This window comes from Flavobacterium anhuiense (genome assembly GCF_004151235.1).
GTDB lineage: Bacteria > Bacteroidota > Bacteroidia > Flavobacteriales > Flavobacteriaceae > Flavobacterium > Flavobacterium anhuiense_A.
Map to the genome: position 1 here is coordinate 74,848 of NZ_JUIV01000006.1, position 23,579 is coordinate 98,426.

Sequence of the window (23,579 nt, forward strand, 5' to 3'; positions counted from 1 at the left end):
AAAATAAATAATTTAATGAACATAATAGACGTATCAATCATTTTAATCTATATCGTACTCTCGGTCGGTATTGGAATCTGGATTTCAAGAAAAGCATCAAAAGGACTTGACGATTATTTCCTTGGCGGGAAATCAATCAAATGGTATTTTTTAGGATTGAGTAATGGCTCAGGAATGTTTGATGTTTCAGGTACTTCCTGGATGATTGGAGTTTTGTTTTTATATGGTGTAAAAAGTTTCATGTTTATGTGGCTTTGGCCGATATGGAATCAGATTTTTGTCATGATGTTCCTTGCCATTTGGATTAGACGATCAAAAGTAATGACGGGTTCTGAGTGGATTTTAACTCGTTTTGGAAGCGATCAGGCAGGAAAAGCATCCCATATTATTGTGGCGATTTTTGCGATTATTTCTACAATTGGTTTTATCGCTTATTTCTTTGTTGGAATAGGAAAATTTGTAACGATCATTCTTCCTTGGGATTTGACAGTTCATATTAATGGTTCAGTTTTCTTAACATCAGAACAGGCTTATGCTTTGTTAATCATTTTCTTAACTACAATTTATACGGTTAAAGGCGGAATGTTTTCTGTTGTAGCAACAGAGGTTGTGCAATATTTAATTATGATTGTTGCCGGAGTTTTAATCGCTGGTTATGCATTCATTAATTATACTGATATTCAGATCAATTCGGTTATTACACCAGAATGGAAGAATGTTTTCTTCGGATGGGAATTTGAAACACAGTGGAGTGATAAATTCGAAACATTCAACAGATTAATTGATACGGAAGGATATAAAATGTTTGGCGCTTTCATCGGAATGACGCTTTTTAAAGGCTTCTTTGCAAGTGTGGCTGGACCAACTCCAAGTTACGATCTACAGCGTGTCCTTTCTACAAAATCGGTAAAAGAAGCGGCTTATATGAGCGGTTTCACGAATTTGATTTTGTTTATTCCTAGATATTTATTGATTACGGGAATTGTGGTTATCGCTTTAGTGAATTTAGCACCAGAATTAAATGCAAACGTTAATCTTACTGGAGCAGATTTAGAATTGTTGATGCCAAAAGTGGTCAATCTTTATATTCCAGTTGGTATTAAAGGAATTCTTTTAGCGGGATTATTAGCAGCCTTTATGTCTGGATTCTCAGCTTTCGTAAATGCAGGACCAGCATATATCGTAAATGATATTTATAAAAAATACTTCAAACCAGTTGCGTCAAACAAACATTATATCAAAGTAAGTCAGATTTCTTCTTTCTTAGTGGTTGGTTTAGGAGTTTTCATGGGGTTCTTTGCAGATTCTATCAACTCTTTAACACTTTGGATAACAAGTGCTTTATATGGAGGATACGTTGCGGCCAACTTCTTAAAATGGATTTGGTGGCGTTTCAACGGATGGGGTTATTTCTGGGGAATGGTCGGCGGATTAATTGCGGCTTCTCTTCAATTTATTTTAGATCAAAACAAAGGAAATTTAGCAGCGGGTACATTCTTGCATGATCTTTCTCAAGTTCCATCGATTTACTTGTTTCCATTAATTTTCGGAATGTCAATTTTAGGTTGTCTTTTAGGAACTTACTTAAGCAAACCAACCGACATGGAAGTCTTAAAATCGTTTTACAGTAATGTAAGACCTTGGGGATTCTGGAATCCGGTTTACAAACAATTAAAAGCGGAAGATCAGTCTTTCCAAAAAAATAATGATTTCTATTTAGATATGATGAATTGTGTTATCGGAATAGTTTGGCAGTCAAGTATGATTCTGCTTCCAATTTATTTCATCATTAGAGATTATCCGAAAGCATTAGTGGCTTTAGCGGTTTTCTTGGTTACAACTACGGTATTGAAATTTACTTGGCTGGATAGAGTTAGAAAGATTGAAGAGTAAAGACTTGATAGAGGCAAGATTAAAGAAGCAAGATTTTAGAGTAGAGAATTTCTCCAAAGTTTGTCATTTCGACGAAGGAGAAATCTCCACGAGTAACTCTACAAAGATTGGCAACTTACGAGATGGAGCTTCTTGCGAAGATTTGCTTCGCCTGTTCGCTATCGCTCGGGTCTCCTTCGTCGAAATGACAAAACAGTGTGTGACAGTTCAAAACAACAGTCACAAACAAAAGAATAAAAAACAAAAAACTAATAAATAAAAAAAACAAAAATGAGTACTATTCCTTGGCAAGACAGACCCGAAAACAGTAAAGATGTAATGTGGAGATATTCTGAGAATCCAATTATCGACAGATATTCGATTCCTTCATCAAACAGTATATTCAATAGTGCAGTTGTACCTTTTGGAGACGGATATGCTGGGGTTTTCAGATGTGATAATAAAGCGGTTCAGATGAATATTTTTGCTGGTTTCAGTAAAGATGGAATAAATTGGGACATCAATCACGAACCAATTGAGATGAAATCTGGTAACACAGAAATGATCGAATCGGCTTATAAATACGATCCACGTGTAGTTTGGATCGAAGACCGTTACTGGATTACTTGGTGTAACGGTTATAACGGACCAACAATTGGTATTGGTTATACTTTCGATTTTAAAGAATTTTTCCAATGCGAAAATGCCTTTTTGCCATTCAACAGAAATGGAGTTTTGTTTCCACAAAAAATCAACGGAAAATACGCTATGTTAAGCCGTCCAAGTGATAACGGACATACGCCATTTGGAGACATTTGGATTAGCTATAGCCCGGATATGAAATATTGGGGAGAACACAGATTAGTGATGAAACCAAGTCCATTTGAGCAAAGCGCTTGGCAGTGTACAAAAGTAGGTGCAGGACCAATTCCGATTTTAACTGACGAAGGTTGGTTAATGATTTACCACGGAGTTATCAATACTTGCAACGGTTTCCGTTATGCAATGGGTTCAGCACTTTTAGATGTTGATTCGCCAGATCAGGTAAAATACAGAACGCAACCTTATCTTTTAGGACCTGCAGAAGCGTATGAAATGGTTGGAGATGTGCCAAACGTAGTTTTCCCATGTGCTGCTTTACACGATATCGAAGAAGATAAATTAGCAGTTTATTACGGTGCGGCAGATACTCATGTGGCTATCGCTTTCGGAAAATTGAGTGAAGTAATTGAGTTTACAAAAAATAATAGTTTATAATATAAAGATGCATAGTAGAAGTAAATTATTGTCCCTTGCCGTTTTTTTTGTTGGATTGATGAGTTATGCGCAATCTGAAAAAGAGGTTACACCGAAAAGTTATATTGCCTATAAAACATCAAAAGAAATTGTTATTGACGGCGATGAAGCAGACAAAGCTTGGGAAAAAGCATCTTGGACAACACCTTTTGTCGACATAGAAGGCGTTGAAACTCCAAAATATAAAACTCAGGTTAAAATGCTCTGGGACGATAATTACTACTATATTCTGGCAAAAATAGAAGAGCCTCACGTTTGGGCAAATCTAAGACAGCGTGATACTATTATTTTCTACAATAATGATTTTGAAGTTTTTATCGATCCAGATAATGATACTCATAATTATTATGAATTAGAAATTAATGCGTTAAACACGGCTTGGGATTTATTCATCAATAAACCTTACAGAGAAAAAAATACGGTTTTAAACGACTGGAATATCGATGATTTAAAATCGGCGGTAAAAGTTGATGGAACTTTAAATAATGCTTCAGACATAGATAAAGGCTGGACATTAGAAATTGCCATTCCGTGGTCAGTTTATAAAACATCCTATTTCGATAATATTGTTCCGAAAGATAAATTTTGGAAAGTCAATTTTTCTAGAGTGAATTGGCAGCACTCAGTTGTTGACGGAAAATATGAACGTAAAAAAGATTCAGAAGGAAAGTTTCTCCCAGAATACAATTGGGTTTGGTCGCCTATGGGAGTGATAAATATGCATGAGCCCGAAAAATGGGCTTATGTATATTTTTCTTCAAAAGAAAGCGATGATAAATTTACAATTCCACAGGAAGAAAAAGTAAAATGGGAACTGTATACATTGTATCGCGCTCAAAAGAGATATTTCGATAAAAATAAATCTTGGGCAAAATCACTGCAAAGTATCAGTAAAAAAAATATAGTTGTTGATGGAAAAGTTTTAAAACCAGTTTTAGAAAATCATTCATCTGGATTTAATATCTTGGTAAAGAGTCCTTTTTCAAACAAAACCTTAATAATTAAAGAAGATGGTAAAATTATTACGAACGAATAAGTTGCAAAAACTATCAAAAGTTTTAGTATTAGCGCTTTCGCTGAGTTTATTCTCTTGCGGACAAAAAGAAAATAAAGATCAAGAAAACGGTAAATTCACTTTTGGAGTTTGGACAACTGTTGACGCTAAAAAATCGGATGCAGATTATTCGAAAGAATTCAAAAAATACAAAGACGGCGGTATTGACGAAGTTTTAATAAACACGCAAACCGACCCAAAACTATTAGCAAGATTAGTTCCACTTGCAAAAAAAGAAGGACTAAAAGTACATGCTTGGATTATGGCAATGAATCGTCCAAACGATTCAGTTGCTTTGCAGCATCCAGATTGGTATCAAGTAAGCAAAGAAGGAAAATCTTGTTTTGATAATCGTCCATATGTAGATTATTACCAATGGCTTTGCCCAACTAAAGAAGAATCTAGAAACCACGTTTTAGGTTTAGTTGAAGGATTGGCAAAAGTTGAAGGAATCGAAAGCGTACATTTAGATTACATTCGTTTCCCAGATATTTTTCTGCCAATCAGTTTATTGCCAAAATACAACTTGGTTCAAGATGTAGAATTACCACAATTTGATTTCTGTTATTGTGATGCATGTGTTTCTAAATTCGAAAAAGAACATCATAAAAATCCAAAAAACAGCCACAATACTTCAATTGATATGGAGTGGAAAAACTTCAGATTAAATGCTGTAAAAGCAGTGGTTGATGATGCGTATCAAATCGCTCATAAACACAATAAAAAATTAACAGCAGCAGTATTTCCTTATCCAGAAATGGCAGATCATATGGTGCGCCAACGTTGGGATAAATGGAATATTGACGAAGTATATCCAATGATTTATCATAGTTTTTACGATGAAGAAATTGACTGGGTGGGTTACGCAACCAAACAAGGTGTAGCCGATTTGGAGGGAAAGCAGACGAAAGTAAATACAGGAATTTACATTCCGGGATTAAAATCGGATGCTGAATTAAAAGAAGCGATTTTGCTAGCTAAGAAAAACGGTGCAACCGGAGTTTCGTTTTTTGACGGAAACGCCTTATCAGATAGTAATTTAAAAACAATTGCAGCTGTAAAATCGGCCTTGTAGTCGATTTTTGTGGGATTAAAAAGTATTACTGATTAATTTAGCAACATCAAGAATATTTTGTTTTTGAAAGTTGAATTTAAACCAAAAGACATGTCAAATAGAAGAGATTTTATCAAGAAAACCACTTTGGGCACATTAGCCATTAGTTCTGTTTTGGGCGTAAGCGGATTTGCAGCCAATCATGAAAATGAGCCAGAAGTAGAATCAAAAGAAAAAAAACAGACAAAACCGATTATCATCTCGACATGGAATCATGGTTTGCCTGCTAATAAAGAATCTTGGAAAAATTTAAAAGAAGGAAAATCAGCTTTAGATGCAATCGAAGCCGGAATGAAAATACCTGAAGCCGATCCAAATGTACGCAGTGTTGGTTATGGCGGATATCCGGATCGCGAAGGAAAAGTGACTCTTGACGCCTGTATCATGGATCACAATAGCAATTGTGGTTCGGTTTGTTTCCTTCAAGGAATCAAACATCCAATTTCTGTTGCAAAAAGAGTTTTACAAAATACACCTCACGTAATGTTAGCAGGGCAAGGTGCATTGCAGTTTGCTTTGTCTGAAGGTTTTAAAGAGGAAAATTTATTAACTCCGGAATCAGAAAGAGATTGGAAAAAATGGCTGGAAGATTCTAAATACAAGCCAGTTATTAATATAGAAAATCACGATACCATAAGCATGCTAATGTTAGACCAAGAGGGCAATCTTTCTGGCGGCTGTACCACAAGTGGAGCAGCTTGGAAAATGCACGGACGCGTCGGTGACTCCCCAATAATCGGCGCGGGTCTTTTCTTGGATAACGAAGTGGGAGCCGCTGCGGCAACAGGTTTAGGAGAAGCCGTAATCAGAACTGCTGGAAGCGCCATGGTGGTTGAATTAATGCGTCAAGGAAAATCTCCTTTTGATGCTTGTAAAGAAATTACAGAACGTATTTACAACAAACATAAAAACCACAAGGATATGGAATACTTGCAAGTTGGTTTTATTGCTTTGAACAAAAACGGTGAATATGCAGGTTACAGTCTAAGATCTGGTTTTAATTTTGCCGTTTCTGATGATGTAAAAGGCCACAGAATGGAAGACGCAAAATTTAAAATGTCTTGGGAGAAATAATTTTAATCCATTGAAGAGATTAAACGCAATATTTGTCATTTCGACGAAGGAGAAATCTCCACAAGAAACTCTACAAAGATTAGTGAGTTACTATGAGGAGCTACTCACGGAGATTTCTCCTTTCAGTCGAAATGACAAACTAAACGTAAAAACCTAAATCTCTAAAAGTTACTCAAAAAGTACTTTTAAAGAAACCAAAAAACAAAGAATGAAAAAATTACTAGTCCTATTAACCCTAATCACTTCAGTGCTATCTGTTAATGCTCAGAAAGTGTACACGGAAAGTGATATTCGTATCATTCCGAAACCGACTCAGACCCTTATTAAAACAGGTGTTTTTGAATTCACAAAAGACACAAAGTTTGTCGTTAACGGAGATTTTCAAAAAGATGCTGCTAATGCTTTGGCTTCAAGATTTGAAACTGCAGCAGGATGGAAACCAGAAGTAACTGCAAAAGCTCCAGTAAGTAATTATGTTTTGCTGAAAACAGATCCGAACTTAAAGAATGAAGCTTACGTTTTAGATGTAAATCCGACTAATATTGTTATTTCTGCAAAAGGGAATAATGGTTTTTTATACGCTTTAGAAAGCATCAGACAATTACTTCCAGAAGCTATCGAAAGCAAATTTGCGATTACTTCTGCAAAATGGCAGATTCCAAGTTTGACCATTAATGATGAACCTCGTTTTAAATGGAGAGGTTTAATGCTAGATTTTTCTCGTCATTTTTTCGATAAGAATTATGTTTTAGCTACGATCGATCGTTTGGCAGCTCATAAGATGAATGTTTTGCACATGCATTTAGTGGATGATCAAGGCTGGAGAATCGAAATCAAAAAATATCCAAAACTAACAGAAGTTGGTGCTTGGAGAGTAGATCAGGAAAATAGAAGCTGGAATGCCCGATTGACTACAAATCCAGACGAAAAAGGAACTTACGGCGGATTTTTTACGCAGGAAGAATTAAAAGAAATTGTAAAATATGCCGCAACAAAAGGAATTGAAGTAATTCCGGAAATCGAAATGCCGGCACACGTAAGCAGTGCTATTGCGGCGTATCCTGAATTGGCATGTTTTAATCAGAGAATTGGTGTTCCGTCAGGTGGAGTTTGGCCCATTACCGACATTTATTGTGCTGGAAAAGAAACTACGTTTGAGTTTTTGCAAAATGTAATTGATGAAGTAATCACGATTTTCCCTTCAAAATACATTCATATTGGAGGCGATGAAGCTACTAAAACCAATTGGACAAAATGTCCTTACTGCCAAAAAAGAATTAAAGATGAGCGTTTAAAAAATGTTGACGAATTGCAAAGCTACTTTGTAAAACGCATGGAAAAATATATCAACACAAAAGGTAAAAAAGTTATCGGTTGGGATGAAATTTTAGAAGGTGGGTTAGCTCCAGATGCAACAGTAATGAGCTGGAGAGGAATGAAAGGCGGAATTGAAGCAGCAGATCAAGGCCACGATGTGATTATGACACCAGAAACACCTTGTTATTTCAACTTTTATCAAGGGCCACAAAACGAAGAACCTCTAGCTTTTGATGCTTACAATCCGTTAAGTGAAGTGTACAAATTTGATCCTGTAGTTTCAACAATGACTCCACAGGAAGCTGCTCATGTTTTAGGAGGTCAAGCCAATTTATGGGCAGAATATATTACGGGTCCAAAAGATTCTGAATATATGATTTTCCCAAGATTGGCCGCTTTATCAGAAACGTTATGGAGTCCGAAAGAAAAACGCAATTGGAATGATTTTACATCAAGATTGTTTTCAATGTTTAAACGTTACGATTATCAGGGATTGAATTATGCGAAAAGTGCTTATTTGGTAACGGCTTCATCTACAGCTGATTTGGCTAACAAACAAATCAAAGTAGAGCTGAAGAATGAGTTTCCTAATCCAGACATTAGATATGTTTTAGGAAATCAAAGCATTGAGCATCATGCAATAAGATATACAAGTCCAATTGAAATCAAAGAAACAACAGTTTTAAAAGCTTCTTTATTTCAAGATGAAAAACCTGTTGGAAAAACATTTACAGATACTATTGTTTTCCATAAAGGGTTTGCAAAAAAAGTGAAATACTTAACGCCTTTCAACCAGAGTTATAAAGGAGATGCTAATACAATGGTAAATGCCATTCGCGGAAGCAAAAATTTCCATGACGGACAATGGCAGGCTTGGCTGGTTAATGATATGGAATTGGTAATTGATCTTGAAAAAGTAGAAAGTATTGAACAAGTATCTGTAGGAGCTTTAGAAAGTCAAGGTGCAGGGGTTAATTTCCCAATTCAGATAAAAGTATTGATTTCTACTGATGGAATTAAATATACGCAAGTTGGAAAAATTACACGCCCATATGCAGCAAATCCGGTTCCTGAATTGAAAGATTTCAAAATCAATTTCCAAAAACAAAATGCACGTTTTGTGAAAGTAATCGGTGGTAACTTAAAGAAAAGTCCGAAAGGAGAAAGTTCTTGGTTGTTTGTGGATGAGATTTTGGTGAATTAAATATTTTAAAAAATGAATAAGATATTATTTAAGCTTGGAGTAGTATTGATTTGCTTGATGCCTTTTTTTACTAAGGCGCAAACAAAAGGATTTTCTATATCTAATGGAGAATTTCAAAAAGATGGGAAAATTGTAAAAATACATTCAGGAGAAATGCACTATGAGCGTATTCCTAAAGAGTATTGGAGACATCGATTGCAAATGCTTAAAGCAATGGGATTGAATACCGTGGCAACTTATGTGTTTTGGAATTATCACGAAATTGAGCCAGGTGTATGGGATTTTAAAACTGGAAATAGAGATTTGGCAGAATTTTTACGTATTGCTAAAAGTGAAGGATTATACGTAATTCTTAGACCAGGCCCTTATGCATGTGGTGAATGGGAATTTGGAGGATATCCTTGGTGGCTGCAAAATAATCCAGATTTGGTAATTCGTACCAATAACAAAGCATTTTTAGACGCTTGTAAATCGTATCTGGAACATTTATATGCGGTGGTAAAAGGAAATTTTGCTAACCAGGGAGGGCCAATTATTATGGTTCAGGCGGAAAATGAATTTGGTTCTTATGTTTCTCAAAGAACCGATATTAGTGCCGAAGATCATAAAGCATACAAAACTGCCATTTACAACATGCTTAAAGAAACTGGGTTTCCAGAGCCTTTTTTCACTTCTGACGGTAGTTGGTTGTTTGAAGGTGGCGCTGTTGAAGGCGTGTTGCCAACTGCCAATGGAGAATCAAATATAGAGAATTTAAAGAAACAAGTCGATAAATATCATAAAGGGCAAGGGCCTTACATGGTTGCAGAGTTTTATTCTGGCTGGTTGGATCATTGGGCAGAACCATTTATTAAAATTGGATCTGAAGAGATTGCAAGCCAAACTAAAAAGTACCTTGATGCAGGCGTTTCTTTCAATTATTATATGGTGCACGGCGGTACTAATTTCGGATTTACCTCTGGAGCAAATTATAATGAAGAAAGTGATATTCAGCCGGATATTACAAGCTATGATTATGATGCACCTATTAGCGAAGCAGGTTGGGCAACGCCAAAATTTATGGCTATTCGTGAAGTAATGCAAAAGTATTCTAAAACAAAATTAGCACCGATTCCAGAGAAAATACCAGTTATAAAATATCCTAATCAGCCTGTCAAATCAAGTATGGATGTTTTAAGTTGGATCAAAAAAGAAAAACCTGTTGTAAATGACCAGCCATTAACATTTGAAAAGTTAGGTCAGGGAAATGGATATGTTTTGTATCGAAAAAGATTTACGCAGCCAATTTCTTCTGGCAAATTAAAAATAGAGGGATTAAGAGACTTTGCTACCGTTTATGTAAATGGAGTTAAGGTGGGTGAATTGAATAGAGTTTTCAAAAATTACGAGTTGACCCTTTCTATTCCTTTCAACGGTATTTTAGAAATTCTGGTTGAAAATATGGGACGTATTAATTACGGAGCCGAAATAGTGCATAACACTAAAGGTATTATTTCTCCAGTATTCATTAATGAATATGAAATTAGTGGTGGATGGGAAATGTATAAAATGCCAATGAGTGAAGTTCCAGCTGTTAAAAATGAAACAGTAAAATCTGGACGACCAGTTTTATATGAAGCTACAGTAAACATTGATAAACCAGCCGATACTTTTCTTGATATGACCAATTGGGGAAAAGGAATTGTATTTGTTAACGGACACAATCTTGGTCGCTATTGGAAAGTTGGGCCGCAACAAACGCTTTATGTGCCAGGCTGTTGGTTGAAAGCGGGTGAGAATAAATTTGTTGTATTGGAGCAGCTTAATGAAAATGCTCAAACAGAATTAACTTTTACAGATCAACCGATACTTGATAAGCTAAACTAAAAAACAAAGAATAATAAATTATAAATTAGATTAAAGATGAAAAAAGGAATATTCATAATCGCCCTTTTATTTTCAGCTCAGATGTTCGCGCAGGCGATTTATGAAGATGAAAGATACGTACCAGAAACAGATCCGTTAGTTTTAAAGAACTTAGACGAATGGCAAGGCAAAAAATTTGGTTTGCTAATGCACTGGGGAACTTACAGCCAGTGGGGTATTGTAGAATCTTGGTCTATCTGCCCTGAAGATTACGGATGGTGTGAACGTAAAAAAGGAAGTAATCCATCTAATTATAATGATTATATCAAAGATTATGAAGGTTTAAGAAAGACTTTTAATCCTGTAAAATTTGATCCTGCAAAATGGGCTAAAGCGGCTAAATATGCAGGAATGAAATACATGGTTTTTACCACCAAACACCATGACGGTTTCAATATGTATGATACGAAATATTCTGATTACAAGATTACTAGCAAAGATGTTCCTTTTCATACCAACCCAAAAGCTGATGTTTTAAAAGAAATTTTCAACTCTTTTAGAGGTGAAGGCATTTCAACTGGAGCTTATTTTTCTAAACCAGACTGGCATAACGAAAACTATTGGGATCCATATTTTCCTCCTTTCGACAGAAACGTAAATTACGATCCGTCTTTATACCCAGAAAAATGGCAGAAGTATGTTGATTTCACGCACAACCAAATCTTAGAGATTCTTTCTAATTACGGTAAAGTAGATATCTTATGGTTAGATGGAGGATGGGTTAGAAAAAGAGACCAAGTGAACATCAAAGAAAACTATGACGAGAAATTTACTGAAAACGAATCTAAAAACGGTTTCATCAAACACAGAGTAGTTGATCAAGATCCTAAAATGGATGAATTGGTTGTAAAAGCGCGTCAAAAACAACCAGGTTTGATTGTTGTGGATAGAGCGGTTCACGGTAAAAACCAAAACTACTTAACTCCAGAAGGACGTGTTCCTGCTAAAACATTGCCTTATCCTTGGGAGTCTTGTATCCCTGCAGGCGGAGGATGGTCTTATTCTCCAGGTGCTCAATACATGACTGGACGTCAAGGAATTCACTTATTGATTGATATTGTTGCGAAAGGCGGAAACTTATTATTAAACGTTGCGCCAAGTCCAGAAGGAGAATGGGATAAAGGCGCTTACGATTTATTGCAAGCTTATGGTGATTGGATGAAAGTAAACAGCACAGCGATTTACAACACAAAACCAATCGAACCTTACAAAGAAGAAAACATTTGTTTTACACAAAATAAAGCAGGAAATGTATTTGCATTTTATTTAGCTAAAGAAGGAGAAGATAAAATTCCTGCTGAAGTTACAGTAAAATCTATCAGTCCTAAAAAAGGAACAAAAATTACAATGTTGGGTTCTAAAACTTCTTTAAAATGGACCAAAGAAGGAAACGGATTTAAAGTAGTAATTCCGGAAAGCTTAAGAAATAATCTTCCAGCGAAAGAAGCTTGGACTTTAAAAATAGAAGCGATCAACAGATAAAAATGAAACCTATGGTTTTAAATACAAACAAATTTCAAACAGCATGTATTTTTTGCATGCTGTTTTTTAGCATTACCATTTTTGCGCAAGAACCTGCCGATTTTGTTAATCCGTTTATTGGAACTTCCAATTATGGTGCTGCTTTTCCTGGGCCAATTGCTCCGCGCGGAATGGCAAGTATAAGTCCGTTTAATGTGGCTGGAGTTAAAAATACTCCAATGGAAAAAGACAGTCAATGGCTTTCTAATCCGTATGTGAATGAGAATACTTTCTTGACTGGATTCTCTCAAGTAAATTTAAGTGGAGTTGGCTGTCCAGATTTGGGTGTTATTCTATTGATGCCGACAACTGGAAATGTAGAAATCGATCATTTAAAATACGGCTCGACTTATTCTAATGAAGTTGCCAAAGCAGCGTATTACAGCGTAAACATAGACAAGTACAAAGTAAAAGGCGAATTTACCACTTCAAAACGAGTAGGAGTGAGCAGATTCACTTTCCCGAAAGGGCAATCTAATATTTTACTAAATCTTGGATTGGGATTAACAAATGAAGAAGGCGCCATGATAAAAGTGGTTTCTTCTACAGAAATTGAAGGAATGCGTTCGGTTGGTTCGTTTTGTTACAACAGTCCAGAAGATGCTTACCCAGTTTATTTTGTGGCTCAATTTTCTAAACCTGCCCATAAATTTGGAGTTTGGAAAAAACCTGCAAAATACAACGGCGTTGAAGCGCAATGGATGGGTTACAACGGAAAAGCGAGAATAATGGAAAATACCATTAAAACTGTAGTAGGTGACAGTATTGGAAGTTATTTTACGTATAAATTCGAGAAACAAGAAACGGTTGAAGTGAAGATCGGAATTTCGTACGTAAGTATCGAAAATGCTCGTGAAAACTTAGCAAAAGAAGTGGGTAACAGATCTTTTGACGCAATTTACAAAGAAACCTACAACGAATGGAACGAAGAATTGTCTAAAATTTTGGTTGAAGGCGGTACAAAAGAGGATAATACGATTTTCTACACAGCTTTGTATCACACTTTAATTCATCCAAATACTTTAAATGATATTAACGGACAATATCCTGTAATCAAAAGAACTAAAATTGCTAAAACCGATGACACCCGTTATACCGTATTTTCTTTATGGGATACGTACCGAAATGTGCATCCATTGATGTCTTTGGTTTATCCAAAACAGCAATCGGATATGATAAAAAGTATGTTGACTATGTTTGATGAAAACGGCTGGTTACCCAAATGGGAATTGAATTCGACTGAAACTTTTACCATGGTTGGAGATCCTGCAAGTATTGTAATTACAGATAGTTATATGAGAGGAATTCGTGATTATGATATTAATAAAGCCTATTATGCGATGTTGAAAGGCGCAGATAATATTGAAAATAATCCGCTTCGTCCGGGATTGAGAGATTATATTAAAAAAGGCTATTTGACAACCGACAACAAAGGCCCAGTTTCGACGACTCAGGAATACAATATTTCAGATTATTCTATTTCGCTTATGGCCAACGAATTCGGTGACAAAGACAATGTAAAACGTTTTAAAGAACGCTCTTTATCTTATAGAAAATTATTCGACAAAAACTTAAATCTACTTCGTCCAAGAACGCCTGACGGAAAATGGTATGAGCCTTTTGATCCAAATTCAGGAGCTAATTTTGAAGAAAATGTTGGTTTTATTGAAGGAAATGCTTGGCAATACGCTTTTATGGTTCCTCATGATATTGTAGGATTAAAGAAATTAATGGGCGGTGATATACCATTTTCGGCTCAATTGCAGAAAATATTCGACAGCAAACAGTTTGATATGGCAAATGAGCCAGACATTGCCAATCCGTATTTGTTTAATTATGTGAAAGGCGAAGAATATAAAGCTCAGGACATGGTAAAGAAATTGGTTCGCGAATATTTCAAAAACGAACCAAAAGGATTGCCAGGAAATGATGATACGGGAACAATGTCGGCTTGGTTAGTGTATTCGATGATGGGAATTTATCCAATATCTCCGGGAGATCCAATTTATACGATTACGACGCCGATGTTTCATAGAGTAACAATCAAATTAGATCCTAGATATTATAAAAAAGAAAACATCGTAATTGAAAGACAAGAAAATAACGGTGGAAAAATCAATTCGATTGAGCTAAACGGAAAATCACTTAATACCTTTTTTATTTCGCACGATGCTTTTGTGAACGGAACAAAACTTAAAGTGATTCAAAACTAAACACAACACAACTATGTTACAATTAAGAATGAAGAAAACGGCCATTATTTTTGTAATGGCTGTTGGTTTTTTAAACCAGACCCATGCCCAGAAAAAGTATCTGTATCAGGATGCGAAAGCGCCTGTTGAAGACAGAGTAAAAGACTTATTAAGCCGTATGACGCTTGAAGAAAAAGTGCGTCAGATGGATATGTACAGAGGAGATTTTTTTAAAGATAAAGAAGATTTTGCTAAATCTAAATCGGCAGAAAAAATCGGGAAATTAGGAATTGGAGCGATTCATGATTTGTATCCGCGTTCAGCGAAAATGATTAATGATTTGCAGACTAATGTAATCAAAGGAAACCGTTGGGGAATTCCTGCCTTGATTATGTGTGAAATGCTTCATGGCTATTTAGACGAAGGAAGCACGGCTTTTCCAATGAATATTGGTCTTGGAGCAACTTGGGATATTGCAACAATGGACAAAGTGGGAAAAGTAATTGGTATGGAAGCCAGAGCACATGGAGTTCATTTTGGTTTTGGACCAAACTTAGATTTAGGACGCGAACCAAGATGGGGACGTGTTGCGGAAACTTTTGGTGAGGATGCATTCTTGAATAGCGAAATTGGTTTGGCTTTCATCAAAGGAATGCAGGGAGACGATTTAAAATCGGATCGTTCTATTATTGCCGAACCAAAACACTTTGCCGTTCACGGTATTCCGCAGGCTGGAGGAAATTCTTCGCCAATTTTGGTTGGAGAACGTTCAGCTAGAGAAGATCATTTGCCATCTTTTGAAAAAGCATTTACAAAAGGTGGTGCTTTAGGAACAATGTGCGCATATTCTGAGTTAGACGGAATTCCTTGTGCAGCCAATCATTGGTTATTGACTGATGTTTTAAGAAACGAATGGGGTTTTAAAGGATTGGTAGTTTCAGATTTAGGAGCAATTAAGTACATTCAGACAACACATAAAGTGGCTGATTCTCCAAAAGATGCTATTAGAGAAGCGGTTTCGGCGGGTGTAGATATGCAGTTTTATGATTTTTCAAACGAATTCTGGCAGAATACTGTTATCGAATTGGTAAATGAAAAGAAATTGACAATGGAAAACATCGACCGTGCGGCGGGAGCAGTTTTGCGTTTGAAATTCTTATTGGGATTATTTGAAAATCCGTACACAGATAAAAATCTGATTAAAGAGCGTTTTCATACTCCAGAAAATCAAGCTGTTGCTTTAGAAGCGGCGCAGAAATCTATGGTTTTGTTGAAAAATGACAACAATACTTTGCCTTTAAGCAAAAACTTAAAAAACATTGCGGTTATCGGACCAAATGCAAATGCTTCAAGAATGGGAGGTTATGCTCCTAAAAATAGTGTTGGAATGACGGTTTATGAAGGAGTTAAAGAATTGGTTGGAAAAACTGCAAATGTGGTTTATGAAGAAGGAGTTCCGTTAATTGTGAAAGGACAAATTATTCCATCTAAATATTTATTTACTCCAGACGAATCTCAAAACGGATTAAAAGGAGAATATTTCAATAACAGAAACTTAGAAGGAACTCCAGCATTGACTCGTATTGATAATCAGTTAGAGTTTGACTGGCCTTGGGCTCCTGGTGATGGAGTGAATGTGGATGATTTTTCTATCAGATGGACGGGATTCTTAAAATCAGATCAAGCATTAGACGGGTGGTTAGGTTTAAGTTCTGACGACGGAATCAGAATGTATATTGATGATCAATTGGTTATCGACAACTGGACAAAAGGGGCAACAAGTATGGTTACGGTTCCTAAAAATATCGAAAAAGGTAAAAAATACAAAGTCCGCATTGAAATGTGGGAAGGAGGCTGGGGAGCGAGAGCTCATTTCCGTTGGAATTTAGAAAAAGTTAACTTACAGCCAGCAATCGATGCTGCTAAAAAAGCAGATGTTGCGATTGTAGTTTTAGGAGAATCTAACGAATTGGTAGAAGAAAATAGAGATGTAGCTTCTTTAGACTTATTCGGAATTCAACAGCAATTAATTGAAGAAATTCAAAAAACAGGAACTCCTGTAGTTTGTGTATTATTAAACGGTCGTCCGCTTTCTACAAACTGGATTGCTGAAAACATTCCTGCAGTTCTAGAAGGTTGGTTCCCAGGTGAATTAGGAGGAAGAGCAGTGGCTGATGTTTTATTTGGAGATTATAACCCAGGAGGAAGATTGCCAATCACAGTTCCAAAATCAGTTGGGCAGTTACCTATATATTATAACCAAAAGCCGTCTGCGATTCATAAATATGTAGCAGAAAGCGAACATCCTTTATATACATTCGGTTACGGATTGAGTTATACGAAGTTTGAATATTCTAATTTAAAACTGAATACTACTGAAATTAAACCAAACGGAGAAGTAAAAGTATCTGTTGATGTTAAAAATGTTGGAGACAGAGACGGAGACGAAGTAGTTCAATTGTATATTAATGATGTTTACAGCAGTACAACTACACCAGAAAAAACACTAAAAGGGTTCAAAAGATTGAACATTAAAAAAGGCGAAACAAAAAATGTTGAATTCACACTTACACCAGACGAGCTATCTCTTTGGAACAGAGAAATGAAGCGCGTTGTAGAGCCCGGAGATTTCGAAGTGATGGTCGGCGGAAATTCGACCGATTTGCTTAAAACTAAATTCAAGGTTTTGAACTAAAAACCCAAAAACGCCGAAGATTTTTCGGCGTTTTTGCTTTAAAAAAATGAATACAATTATAAAAGGCTAAAATCTATTCGATAATAGTGTTTTTGCCTTTTTTTATAAGGCAGAGTAGGATTACAAATGAAAACGTTTTCTTTCAATAAAACACTAAAGATTTACCAACACCTTTTCAAAATTGTCATTTGTCGAAATTATATTTTGTTAACAGAATGTATTCTTAAGTTTAACATGTTATTAACTCTAAAAAAACAACTAATATGATTAAAAACGTACTAAAATTACTGTTGGTCATATGCCTTTTCGGGTTTCAAAGCCTACAAGCGCAGACAACAGTAAAAGGAACGATAACAGATGCTCAAAGCGGGATTCCGATTCCTGGAGCAAATATTATTGTTAAAGGAACTAAAACAAGTGCTTCATCAGATTTTGATGGTAAATACAGCATTAGCGTTCCTAATCAATCAGCAGTTTTAGTTTTTACCTATGTAGGATCTGCTACAAAGGAAGTTGCTGTGGGATCTCAATCTACAATTAATGTAACTCTTGGCCCAGATACGCAGCAGCTAGGAGAGGTAGTGGTTACGGCTCTTGGTATTAAGAGAGAGAAAAAAGCGATTACGTATTCTGCACAAAACGTTTCTGTAGATGAGTTATCAGAAGCAAGATCATTAAACGTTGCCAACTCACTTTCTGGTAAAGTTGCAGGTCTTAACTTCTCTACGACTTCAAACGGTGTTGGTTCTTCTTCTAGAATTACTTTAAGAGGTAACAGATCTCTTAATGGAAACAACCAGCCTCTTTATGTAGTAGATGGTGTTCCAATTAGTAACGGAACAACTACAACTAACCCTGATATTGATACAGGAGGAACTACACAGCCAGATGGTATTTCTAACATTAACCCAGAAGATATTGCTTCGATGACTGTTCTTAAAGGACCATCTGCAGCGGCTCTTTACGGTTCTAGAGCATCAAATGGTGTAATCGTTATTACTACTAAATCTGGTAAATCTGGAAAAACTTCAGTTTCGTTATCATCTAACTTTATGGCTTCTTCAGCTTATAATTTGATGAATTTACAAAACGAGTACGGTCAAGGAACAAACGGAAATTATGTTTCTAACTCAAGCTCAAGCTGGGGTGCACCTTTAGACGGACGTCAGGTATCTGCTTGGCAATTGGTTCGTAATCCAAACTATGCTGGACCAGCTACACAAAGCTATTCTCCACAGCCAAACAACGTTATTGATTTCTACAAAACAGGTTATAACTTGGCAAACACTTTAACAGTTACTGCAGGTAACGAAAAAGCGCAAGGTTATTTCTCTTATACTAACACACGTGCTGAGGGTATTGTTGGAGGAAACCAAATGGACAGACACAATCTTAACTTAAGATTGACAAGCAAAATTTCTGATAAATTATCATTGGATGTAAAAACAAACTACATTGTTCAAGATATCGATAACTTATTGAGAACAGGTGAAGAGTCTATCGGAACATCTGCTTATTTATTGCCTCGTAGTATCGCTTACAACGATTACAAAGATTTCGAATATTTTGATGCTGCAGGACAAAGACAAGTAAACTATTTCCTTGATGAAACTGGAGCGCCAGGTGGAAACCCATTCTGGTCTGCTTTAAGAGATGATGCTCGTACAGATAAAAGAAATAGATTTATTGGTTTAGCTTCTCTTAAATATGAGTTTACAAAAACGTTAAGCTTGCAGGGTAGAGCTGGTTTAGACCAGATGACAAACAAAAACGTAAGAAACAGATATGCAACTGCGGCTTTCAACAGCAATTTAGGTTCTTATAGCGAATCTTATGAAACCGTAAGCGAATTGAACGTAGATGCTTTACTTTCTTACAACGAAAAATTCGGAGATTTCTCTGTGGGTCTTAATGCTGGTGCGAGTTCATTGCAACAAAACAGTTCTGCTTTAACTTCTGGAGGAGTTTTAAGTAAAAGAAACTTCTTCGCATTATCAAACGTTCAGACAGTTCAATCTACTTCTACAGCTTCAGAAAAAAGAATTAATTCTGTTTATGGATTTGGTCAGATTGGTTTCAGAAACTATTTATTCTTAGATTTAACAGCTAGAAATGACTGGTCTTCTACATTGCCAACAGATTATTTCTACCCATCTTTTGGACTTTCAGCAGTTGTTTCTGATATGGTTACATTGCCAGAAGTAATTAGTTTTGCTAAAGTAAGAGCTTCTTACGCACAAGTTGGTAATGATACAGATCCTTATCAGACACAACAGAGATATTCATACATCGGAGGAAACGGTGGTATGTTATACGGACAAAGCACAAAAGCAAATCCAAACTTGAAACCAGAGATTTCTTCTTCTTCTGAGTTTGGTGCCGATGTTAGATTTTTCAACAACCGTTTAGGTTTAGATTTTACATACTTTAAAACGTTAACGAACAACCAAATTTTCTATATCAACACTCCTGAGTCTTCTGGATATTCTAGAGCAATCGTAAACGGTGGAGATATCGAGAATAAAGGTATCGAGTTCACGCTTACTGCTACGCCAGTTCAAACAGAAAACTTTACATGGGATGTTACAGCTAACTACGCTTCTTATAAGTCAAAAGTAAAATCTATCTTTGAAGGAAGAGATGAGTTAGTTCTTGGTGAAGGGCGTTTAGTGAGAAGTAAAGTGGTTCAAGGTGGTGAGTATGGTGATTTATACATCAAAGGTTTCCAAAGAAATGATGCTGGACAAATCATTGTTAACAGTGCTGGTATTCCATTAGCTACAAATGGTTTTGATGTTCGCGCTGGTAACTTTAATCCAGATTGGACTGCAGGTTTCAAAAACAACTTCAAATACAAAGATTTCTCTTTAAGCTTCTTAGTAGATTTCAGAATCGGTGGTGAAGTGATTTCATACACTCAAGCTAGACAAGCTGGTTTAGGGGTTAGTGACATTACATTAGCAGGAAGAAATGGCGGAATTATTGTTGATGGGGTGGTTGCTAACGGAAACGGAACTTACTCTCCAAACACAACAAGCATTAATGCTGAGCAATACTGGACAGCAATCGGACAGAGAACTCCAATTGCAGAACCATTTGTTTATGATGCTACAAACATCAGATTAAGAGAGCTTGTTTTTGGTTACTCAATGCCAAAACGTTTATTAGGTAACTCAGGATTTACAAGCATCGATTTCTCATTAGTAGGTAGAAACTTGTTCTTCTTCTTAAACAAAGCGAAGTACTTTGATCCAGAAGCAGGAGCAGGTACAGGAAACCTACAAGGGATAGAATCTTTCAACATTCCTTCAACGAGAGATTATGGAGTTAATGTTAAATTCGGATTTTAATTAAAAAAGAGATATCATGAAATATAGTTTTAAAATAAAAACACTAGGACTTGCTATAGCGATGCTGTCTACTTTTTCTAGTTGTACAAAAGACTTCGACGAAATAAATACAGATCCTAATTCGCTTACAGAAAGTCAATTAGATCCAACGTTGGCAGGTCCAGCATTTGCATCTGCACTTTATGCAGGTATCCACAATGGATCTTATTCGTCTCCAGGAGTAGATGATCAAGGTACTTGGGGTATCGCGACAGGTATTTTATCGTCAACTTTTATCCACTATTTAAACTGTGGGTACGGAACAGAAAGAAATGCTTTCGTAAACGGATACGAAGGTAGAGGATGGACAAGATTTTACACCGTTGCGGCTCCAGCTTTAGCAAATGCCTTTAAAGCATCTGAAGGAAATGCAGAAGCGACTGCAGTATTAAAAATCTGGAAAGTTTTCATGTACAACCAAATGGTTGATGCTTACGGACCAATTCCTTACACTGAAGCAGGAAACGGAAAAGAAAAAGTTCCTTACGACAGCGTAGAATTTATCTATGCAGATTTCTTTAAATTATTGGACGAAGCTAATGCAACACTAACTTCTACTTCTGCAACTTCAGTTGCTTCTCTTGCCCCAAATGATAGAGTTTATGCAGGAAGTGTTGATAAATGGAGAATCTTTGGAAACAGTATGAGATTACGTCTGGCTTTAAGAATTTCTGATAAAGATCCTGCAAAAGCAAAAACTCAAGCTGAAGCCGCAGTAGCTGCGGGAGTTATGCAGACAAACGATCAGAGCGCATTCTTTAAAGCAAGTAATATTACACCAAACAACTTAAACATGATCGTAAATAGCTGGGGTTATGTAATGACAGCTTCTATGGAAAGTATCTTAGTAGGTTACAACGATCCGCGTTTATCAAAATGGTTTGCCCCAGTTTCTACAGGTGCTTATAGAGGAAATCCAGTTGGAGGTCTAGAAGATCAATTTGGAACTACGGAGTTCTCTAAATTTAACAATGATGTTTTAGGAAATGGTGCTGCTAACACGCTTAGCGAAACTAAAAATATTGAAATCTTTATGGCTTCTGAAAACTACTTAAGTAGAGCGGAAGGAGCTTTAAATGGATGGAACATGGGCGGAGATGCTAAGACTTTGTATGAAACAGGTATTAGATTATCTCTTGCACAATGGGGAATCACTGATCCTACAACTGTTAATGCTTACATCAATGGTTCTACATTGCCAACATTGCCAAACATCTTGACATTATACCCAACTTTAGATTTACAAGATGTTCCAGTTAAATTGCCAGTTGCTTGGTCTGCATCTACTGCTGATCAAAGAACTCAAATTGCAGTTCAAAAATACTTAGCCATTTTCCCAGAATCTTGGGAAGCTTGGGCAGATTTACGTAGAAGCGATGCTAAAGTAATTTATCCAGTTTTAAACACTGATAATCCAGATGCTGGAGTTGGTAAATCTTTGATGAAAAGAATTATTTACACTACAAATGAGTACTCATCAAACAAAGCTGCTGTAGAAGATGGAGTTTCTAAATTAGGAGGTCCAGATTCAGGTGGAACAAGACTTTGGTGGGACACAAAATAATTAATTTGGTAAAGTAAAAATCAATCGATTTGTTACTTGAGCAGAAGGAGAGGTAACTCTCCTTTTGTTTTTTATGAAGACCTATGAATTTTTGCCCCAACTTTAATTCATAATTAGCAGTTTCCTTTGTGTGAAATTGAACAAATTTAATTTTAACACATAGAAACATAGGTTCTGTGTCTAAAAAGAGAAGCAAAGAGAAAAATATTTCTTTCACATAGATATGTGTTAGAAACTAGTTTCTTTCTTTATTCTTTTTCGTAAAAACAAAAAATCTATGTTTCTATGTGTTTAATAATTTCAAAATAAAATGATTGTAAAGACAAAATATACTGTTGTGGCGTTATTGGCTTTATTTCTTTTTTCTAATGGAATAAAAGCGCAGATAAAAGCTGTAAATATCGAAAGCAGTTATATTGCAGACCCGCCTGTTACAACCAATAGCCATGCCTCAACTTTGGTGGAATACAAGCCAAACGAAATTTTAGCGGCTTGGTTTGGCGGAAAATACGAAGGTGCAAAAGATGTCGGAATTTACATTTCGGCCTATAAAGACAAAAAATGGTCTGCGCCTAAAGAACTGATTCAGCCCTTAATTAAAAACGGAGACACACTGCCATGCTGGAATCCAGTTTTGTTTAAAAGCAAAAGTCAGAATTTGTATTTGTTTTATAAAATTGGAAAAAATCCGAGGGAATGGTTTGGCGCTATGATTGTTTCGAAAGATAACGGAACAACATGGGGAGAACCAAAATATCTTCCAGACGGAATTTTAGGACCAATCCGAAATAAACCAATCGAAACCACAGCAGGCGTAATTTTGTGCGGAAGCAGTACAGAAAGCGTCAACACAGACGAATGGCGTGTGCATGTGGAAGAATATACAGAAGCAACAGATTCTTGGAAGAAAATAGCAGTAGAAAACAATCAAAACTTTGATGTTATCCAACCGACATTTTTGATTCATGGTAAAAGCGATATTCAGATGCTGTCTCGAAGCAAGCATAATAAAGTGGTTTCTAGCTGGTCGGGAGATAATGGTAAAAGCTGGATTAGAACCAATACCATAAACGTCATCAATTCTAATTCTGGTATTGATGCTTTAACGGTAAACAAAAATCTGTTTCTATTGGTAAATAATCCGCTTCCAATAGGTAAAGATTGGTTTAATGGACGAAATATTCTAGATGTTGAATATTCTAAAGATGGTTTAAATTGGACTAAACTATTTGATCTAGAAAAACAAGAAAAAGGAGAATTCAGTTATCCAGCCATAATCCAGACCGCAGACAAGAGAATACACGTTTTGTATACTTATGATAGAAAATATATTAAACATACTTCTTTTGATTTAAGATAATAGAACGCTGACAAAACGGATT

General features: G+C 36.1%; 13 protein-coding genes. All 13 read left to right on the plus strand.

Going from position 1 to position 23,579, the window contains the following annotated elements:
* Window positions 1–15 precede the first annotated feature (15 nt).
* The 13 genes from NU08_RS09865 (at window position 16) to NU08_RS09925 (ending at window position 23,557) form a co-directional block, all read left to right on the plus strand.
* Window positions 16–1,893: a sodium:solute symporter family protein gene (locus NU08_RS09865; RefSeq protein ID WP_129746966.1), complete on the plus strand. Its 1,878-nt coding sequence runs from the start codon at window positions 16–18 to the stop codon at window positions 1,891–1,893.
* 270 nt (window positions 1,894–2,163) lie between these two features.
* A complete protein-coding gene (locus tag NU08_RS09870) occupies window positions 2,164–3,129 on the plus strand; it encodes a glycoside hydrolase family 130 protein (RefSeq protein WP_129746967.1) in 966 nt (321 codons plus the stop codon).
* A gap of 7 nt (window positions 3,130–3,136) precedes the next feature.
* The gene (locus NU08_RS09875) at window positions 3,137–4,204 is read left to right on the plus strand and encodes a carbohydrate-binding family 9-like protein (RefSeq protein WP_129746968.1); all 1,068 of its coding nucleotides are present in this window, start codon (window positions 3,137–3,139) and stop codon (window positions 4,202–4,204) included.
* The gene (locus NU08_RS09880; RefSeq protein ID WP_129746969.1) at window positions 4,179–5,297 is read left to right on the plus strand and encodes a putative glycoside hydrolase; all 1,119 of its coding nucleotides are present in this window, start codon (window positions 4,179–4,181) and stop codon (window positions 5,295–5,297) included. The genes NU08_RS09875 and NU08_RS09880 overlap by 26 nt, the downstream gene beginning before the upstream one ends.
* 90 nt (window positions 5,298–5,387) lie before the next feature.
* A complete protein-coding gene (locus tag NU08_RS09885) occupies window positions 5,388–6,410 on the plus strand; it encodes an isoaspartyl peptidase/L-asparaginase family protein (RefSeq protein ID WP_129746970.1) in 1,023 nt (340 codons plus the stop codon).
* 208 nt (window positions 6,411–6,618) lie between these two features.
* The gene (locus tag NU08_RS09890) at window positions 6,619–8,931 is read left to right on the plus strand and encodes a beta-N-acetylhexosaminidase (protein WP_129746971.1); all 2,313 of its coding nucleotides are present in this window, start codon (window positions 6,619–6,621) and stop codon (window positions 8,929–8,931) included.
* A gap of 12 nt (window positions 8,932–8,943) precedes the next feature.
* A complete protein-coding gene (locus tag NU08_RS09895) occupies window positions 8,944–10,797 on the plus strand; it encodes a glycoside hydrolase family 35 protein (protein ID WP_129746972.1) in 1,854 nt (617 codons plus the stop codon).
* A gap of 36 nt (window positions 10,798–10,833) precedes the next feature.
* Window positions 10,834–12,318, plus strand: coding sequence for an alpha-L-fucosidase (locus NU08_RS09900; protein ID WP_129746973.1), 1,485 nt, complete (start codon window positions 10,834–10,836; stop codon window positions 12,316–12,318).
* 11 nt (window positions 12,319–12,329) lie between these two features.
* Window positions 12,330–14,570, plus strand: coding sequence for a GH92 family glycosyl hydrolase (locus NU08_RS09905; protein ID WP_129746974.1), 2,241 nt, complete (start codon window positions 12,330–12,332; stop codon window positions 14,568–14,570).
* Between the two features lie 13 nt (window positions 14,571–14,583).
* Window positions 14,584–17,244 carry a glycoside hydrolase family 3 N-terminal domain-containing protein gene (locus NU08_RS09910; RefSeq protein WP_129746975.1) on the plus strand — a complete coding sequence of 887 codons (2,661 nt, stop codon included), beginning with the start codon at window positions 14,584–14,586 and terminating at the stop codon, window positions 17,242–17,244.
* Window positions 17,245–17,507: 263 nt separating this feature from the next.
* Window positions 17,508–20,594, plus strand: coding sequence for a SusC/RagA family TonB-linked outer membrane protein (locus NU08_RS09915; protein WP_129746976.1), 3,087 nt, complete (start codon window positions 17,508–17,510; stop codon window positions 20,592–20,594).
* A gap of 16 nt (window positions 20,595–20,610) precedes the next feature.
* Complete coding sequence (locus NU08_RS09920; protein ID WP_129746977.1) at window positions 20,611–22,197, plus strand: SusD/RagB family nutrient-binding outer membrane lipoprotein; 1,587 nt, start codon at window positions 20,611–20,613, stop codon at window positions 22,195–22,197.
* 310 nt (window positions 22,198–22,507) lie between these two features.
* Window positions 22,508–23,557 carry a sialidase family protein gene (locus NU08_RS09925; RefSeq protein WP_129746978.1) on the plus strand — a complete coding sequence of 350 codons (1,050 nt, stop codon included), beginning with the start codon at window positions 22,508–22,510 and terminating at the stop codon, window positions 23,555–23,557.
* Window positions 23,558–23,579 lie beyond the last annotated feature (22 nt).

Bases quoted from the DNA above. Each gene is read 5' to 3' on its own strand.
- NU08_RS09865 (WP_129746966.1), top strand. From the start codon at position 16: ATGAACATAATAGACGTATCAATCATTTTAATCTATATCGTACTCTCG.
- NU08_RS09870 (WP_129746967.1), top strand. From the start codon at position 2,164: ATGAGTACTATTCCTTGGCAAGACAGACCCGAAAACAGTAAAGATGTA.
- NU08_RS09875 (WP_129746968.1), top strand. From the start codon at position 3,137: ATGCATAGTAGAAGTAAATTATTGTCCCTTGCCGTTTTTTTTGTTGGA.
- NU08_RS09880 (WP_129746969.1), top strand. From the start codon at position 4,179: ATGGTAAAATTATTACGAACGAATAAGTTGCAAAAACTATCAAAAGTT.
- NU08_RS09885 (WP_129746970.1), top strand. From the start codon at position 5,388: ATGTCAAATAGAAGAGATTTTATCAAGAAAACCACTTTGGGCACATTA.
- NU08_RS09890 (WP_129746971.1), top strand. From the start codon at position 6,619: ATGAAAAAATTACTAGTCCTATTAACCCTAATCACTTCAGTGCTATCT.
- NU08_RS09895 (WP_129746972.1), top strand. From the start codon at position 8,944: ATGAATAAGATATTATTTAAGCTTGGAGTAGTATTGATTTGCTTGATG.
- NU08_RS09900 (WP_129746973.1), top strand. From the start codon at position 10,834: ATGAAAAAAGGAATATTCATAATCGCCCTTTTATTTTCAGCTCAGATG.
- NU08_RS09905 (WP_129746974.1), top strand. From the start codon at position 12,330: ATGGTTTTAAATACAAACAAATTTCAAACAGCATGTATTTTTTGCATG.
- NU08_RS09910 (WP_129746975.1), top strand. From the start codon at position 14,584: ATGTTACAATTAAGAATGAAGAAAACGGCCATTATTTTTGTAATGGCT.
- NU08_RS09915 (WP_129746976.1), top strand. From the start codon at position 17,508: ATGATTAAAAACGTACTAAAATTACTGTTGGTCATATGCCTTTTCGGG.
- NU08_RS09920 (WP_129746977.1), top strand. From the start codon at position 20,611: ATGAAATATAGTTTTAAAATAAAAACACTAGGACTTGCTATAGCGATG.
- NU08_RS09925 (WP_129746978.1), top strand. From the start codon at position 22,508: ATGATTGTAAAGACAAAATATACTGTTGTGGCGTTATTGGCTTTATTT.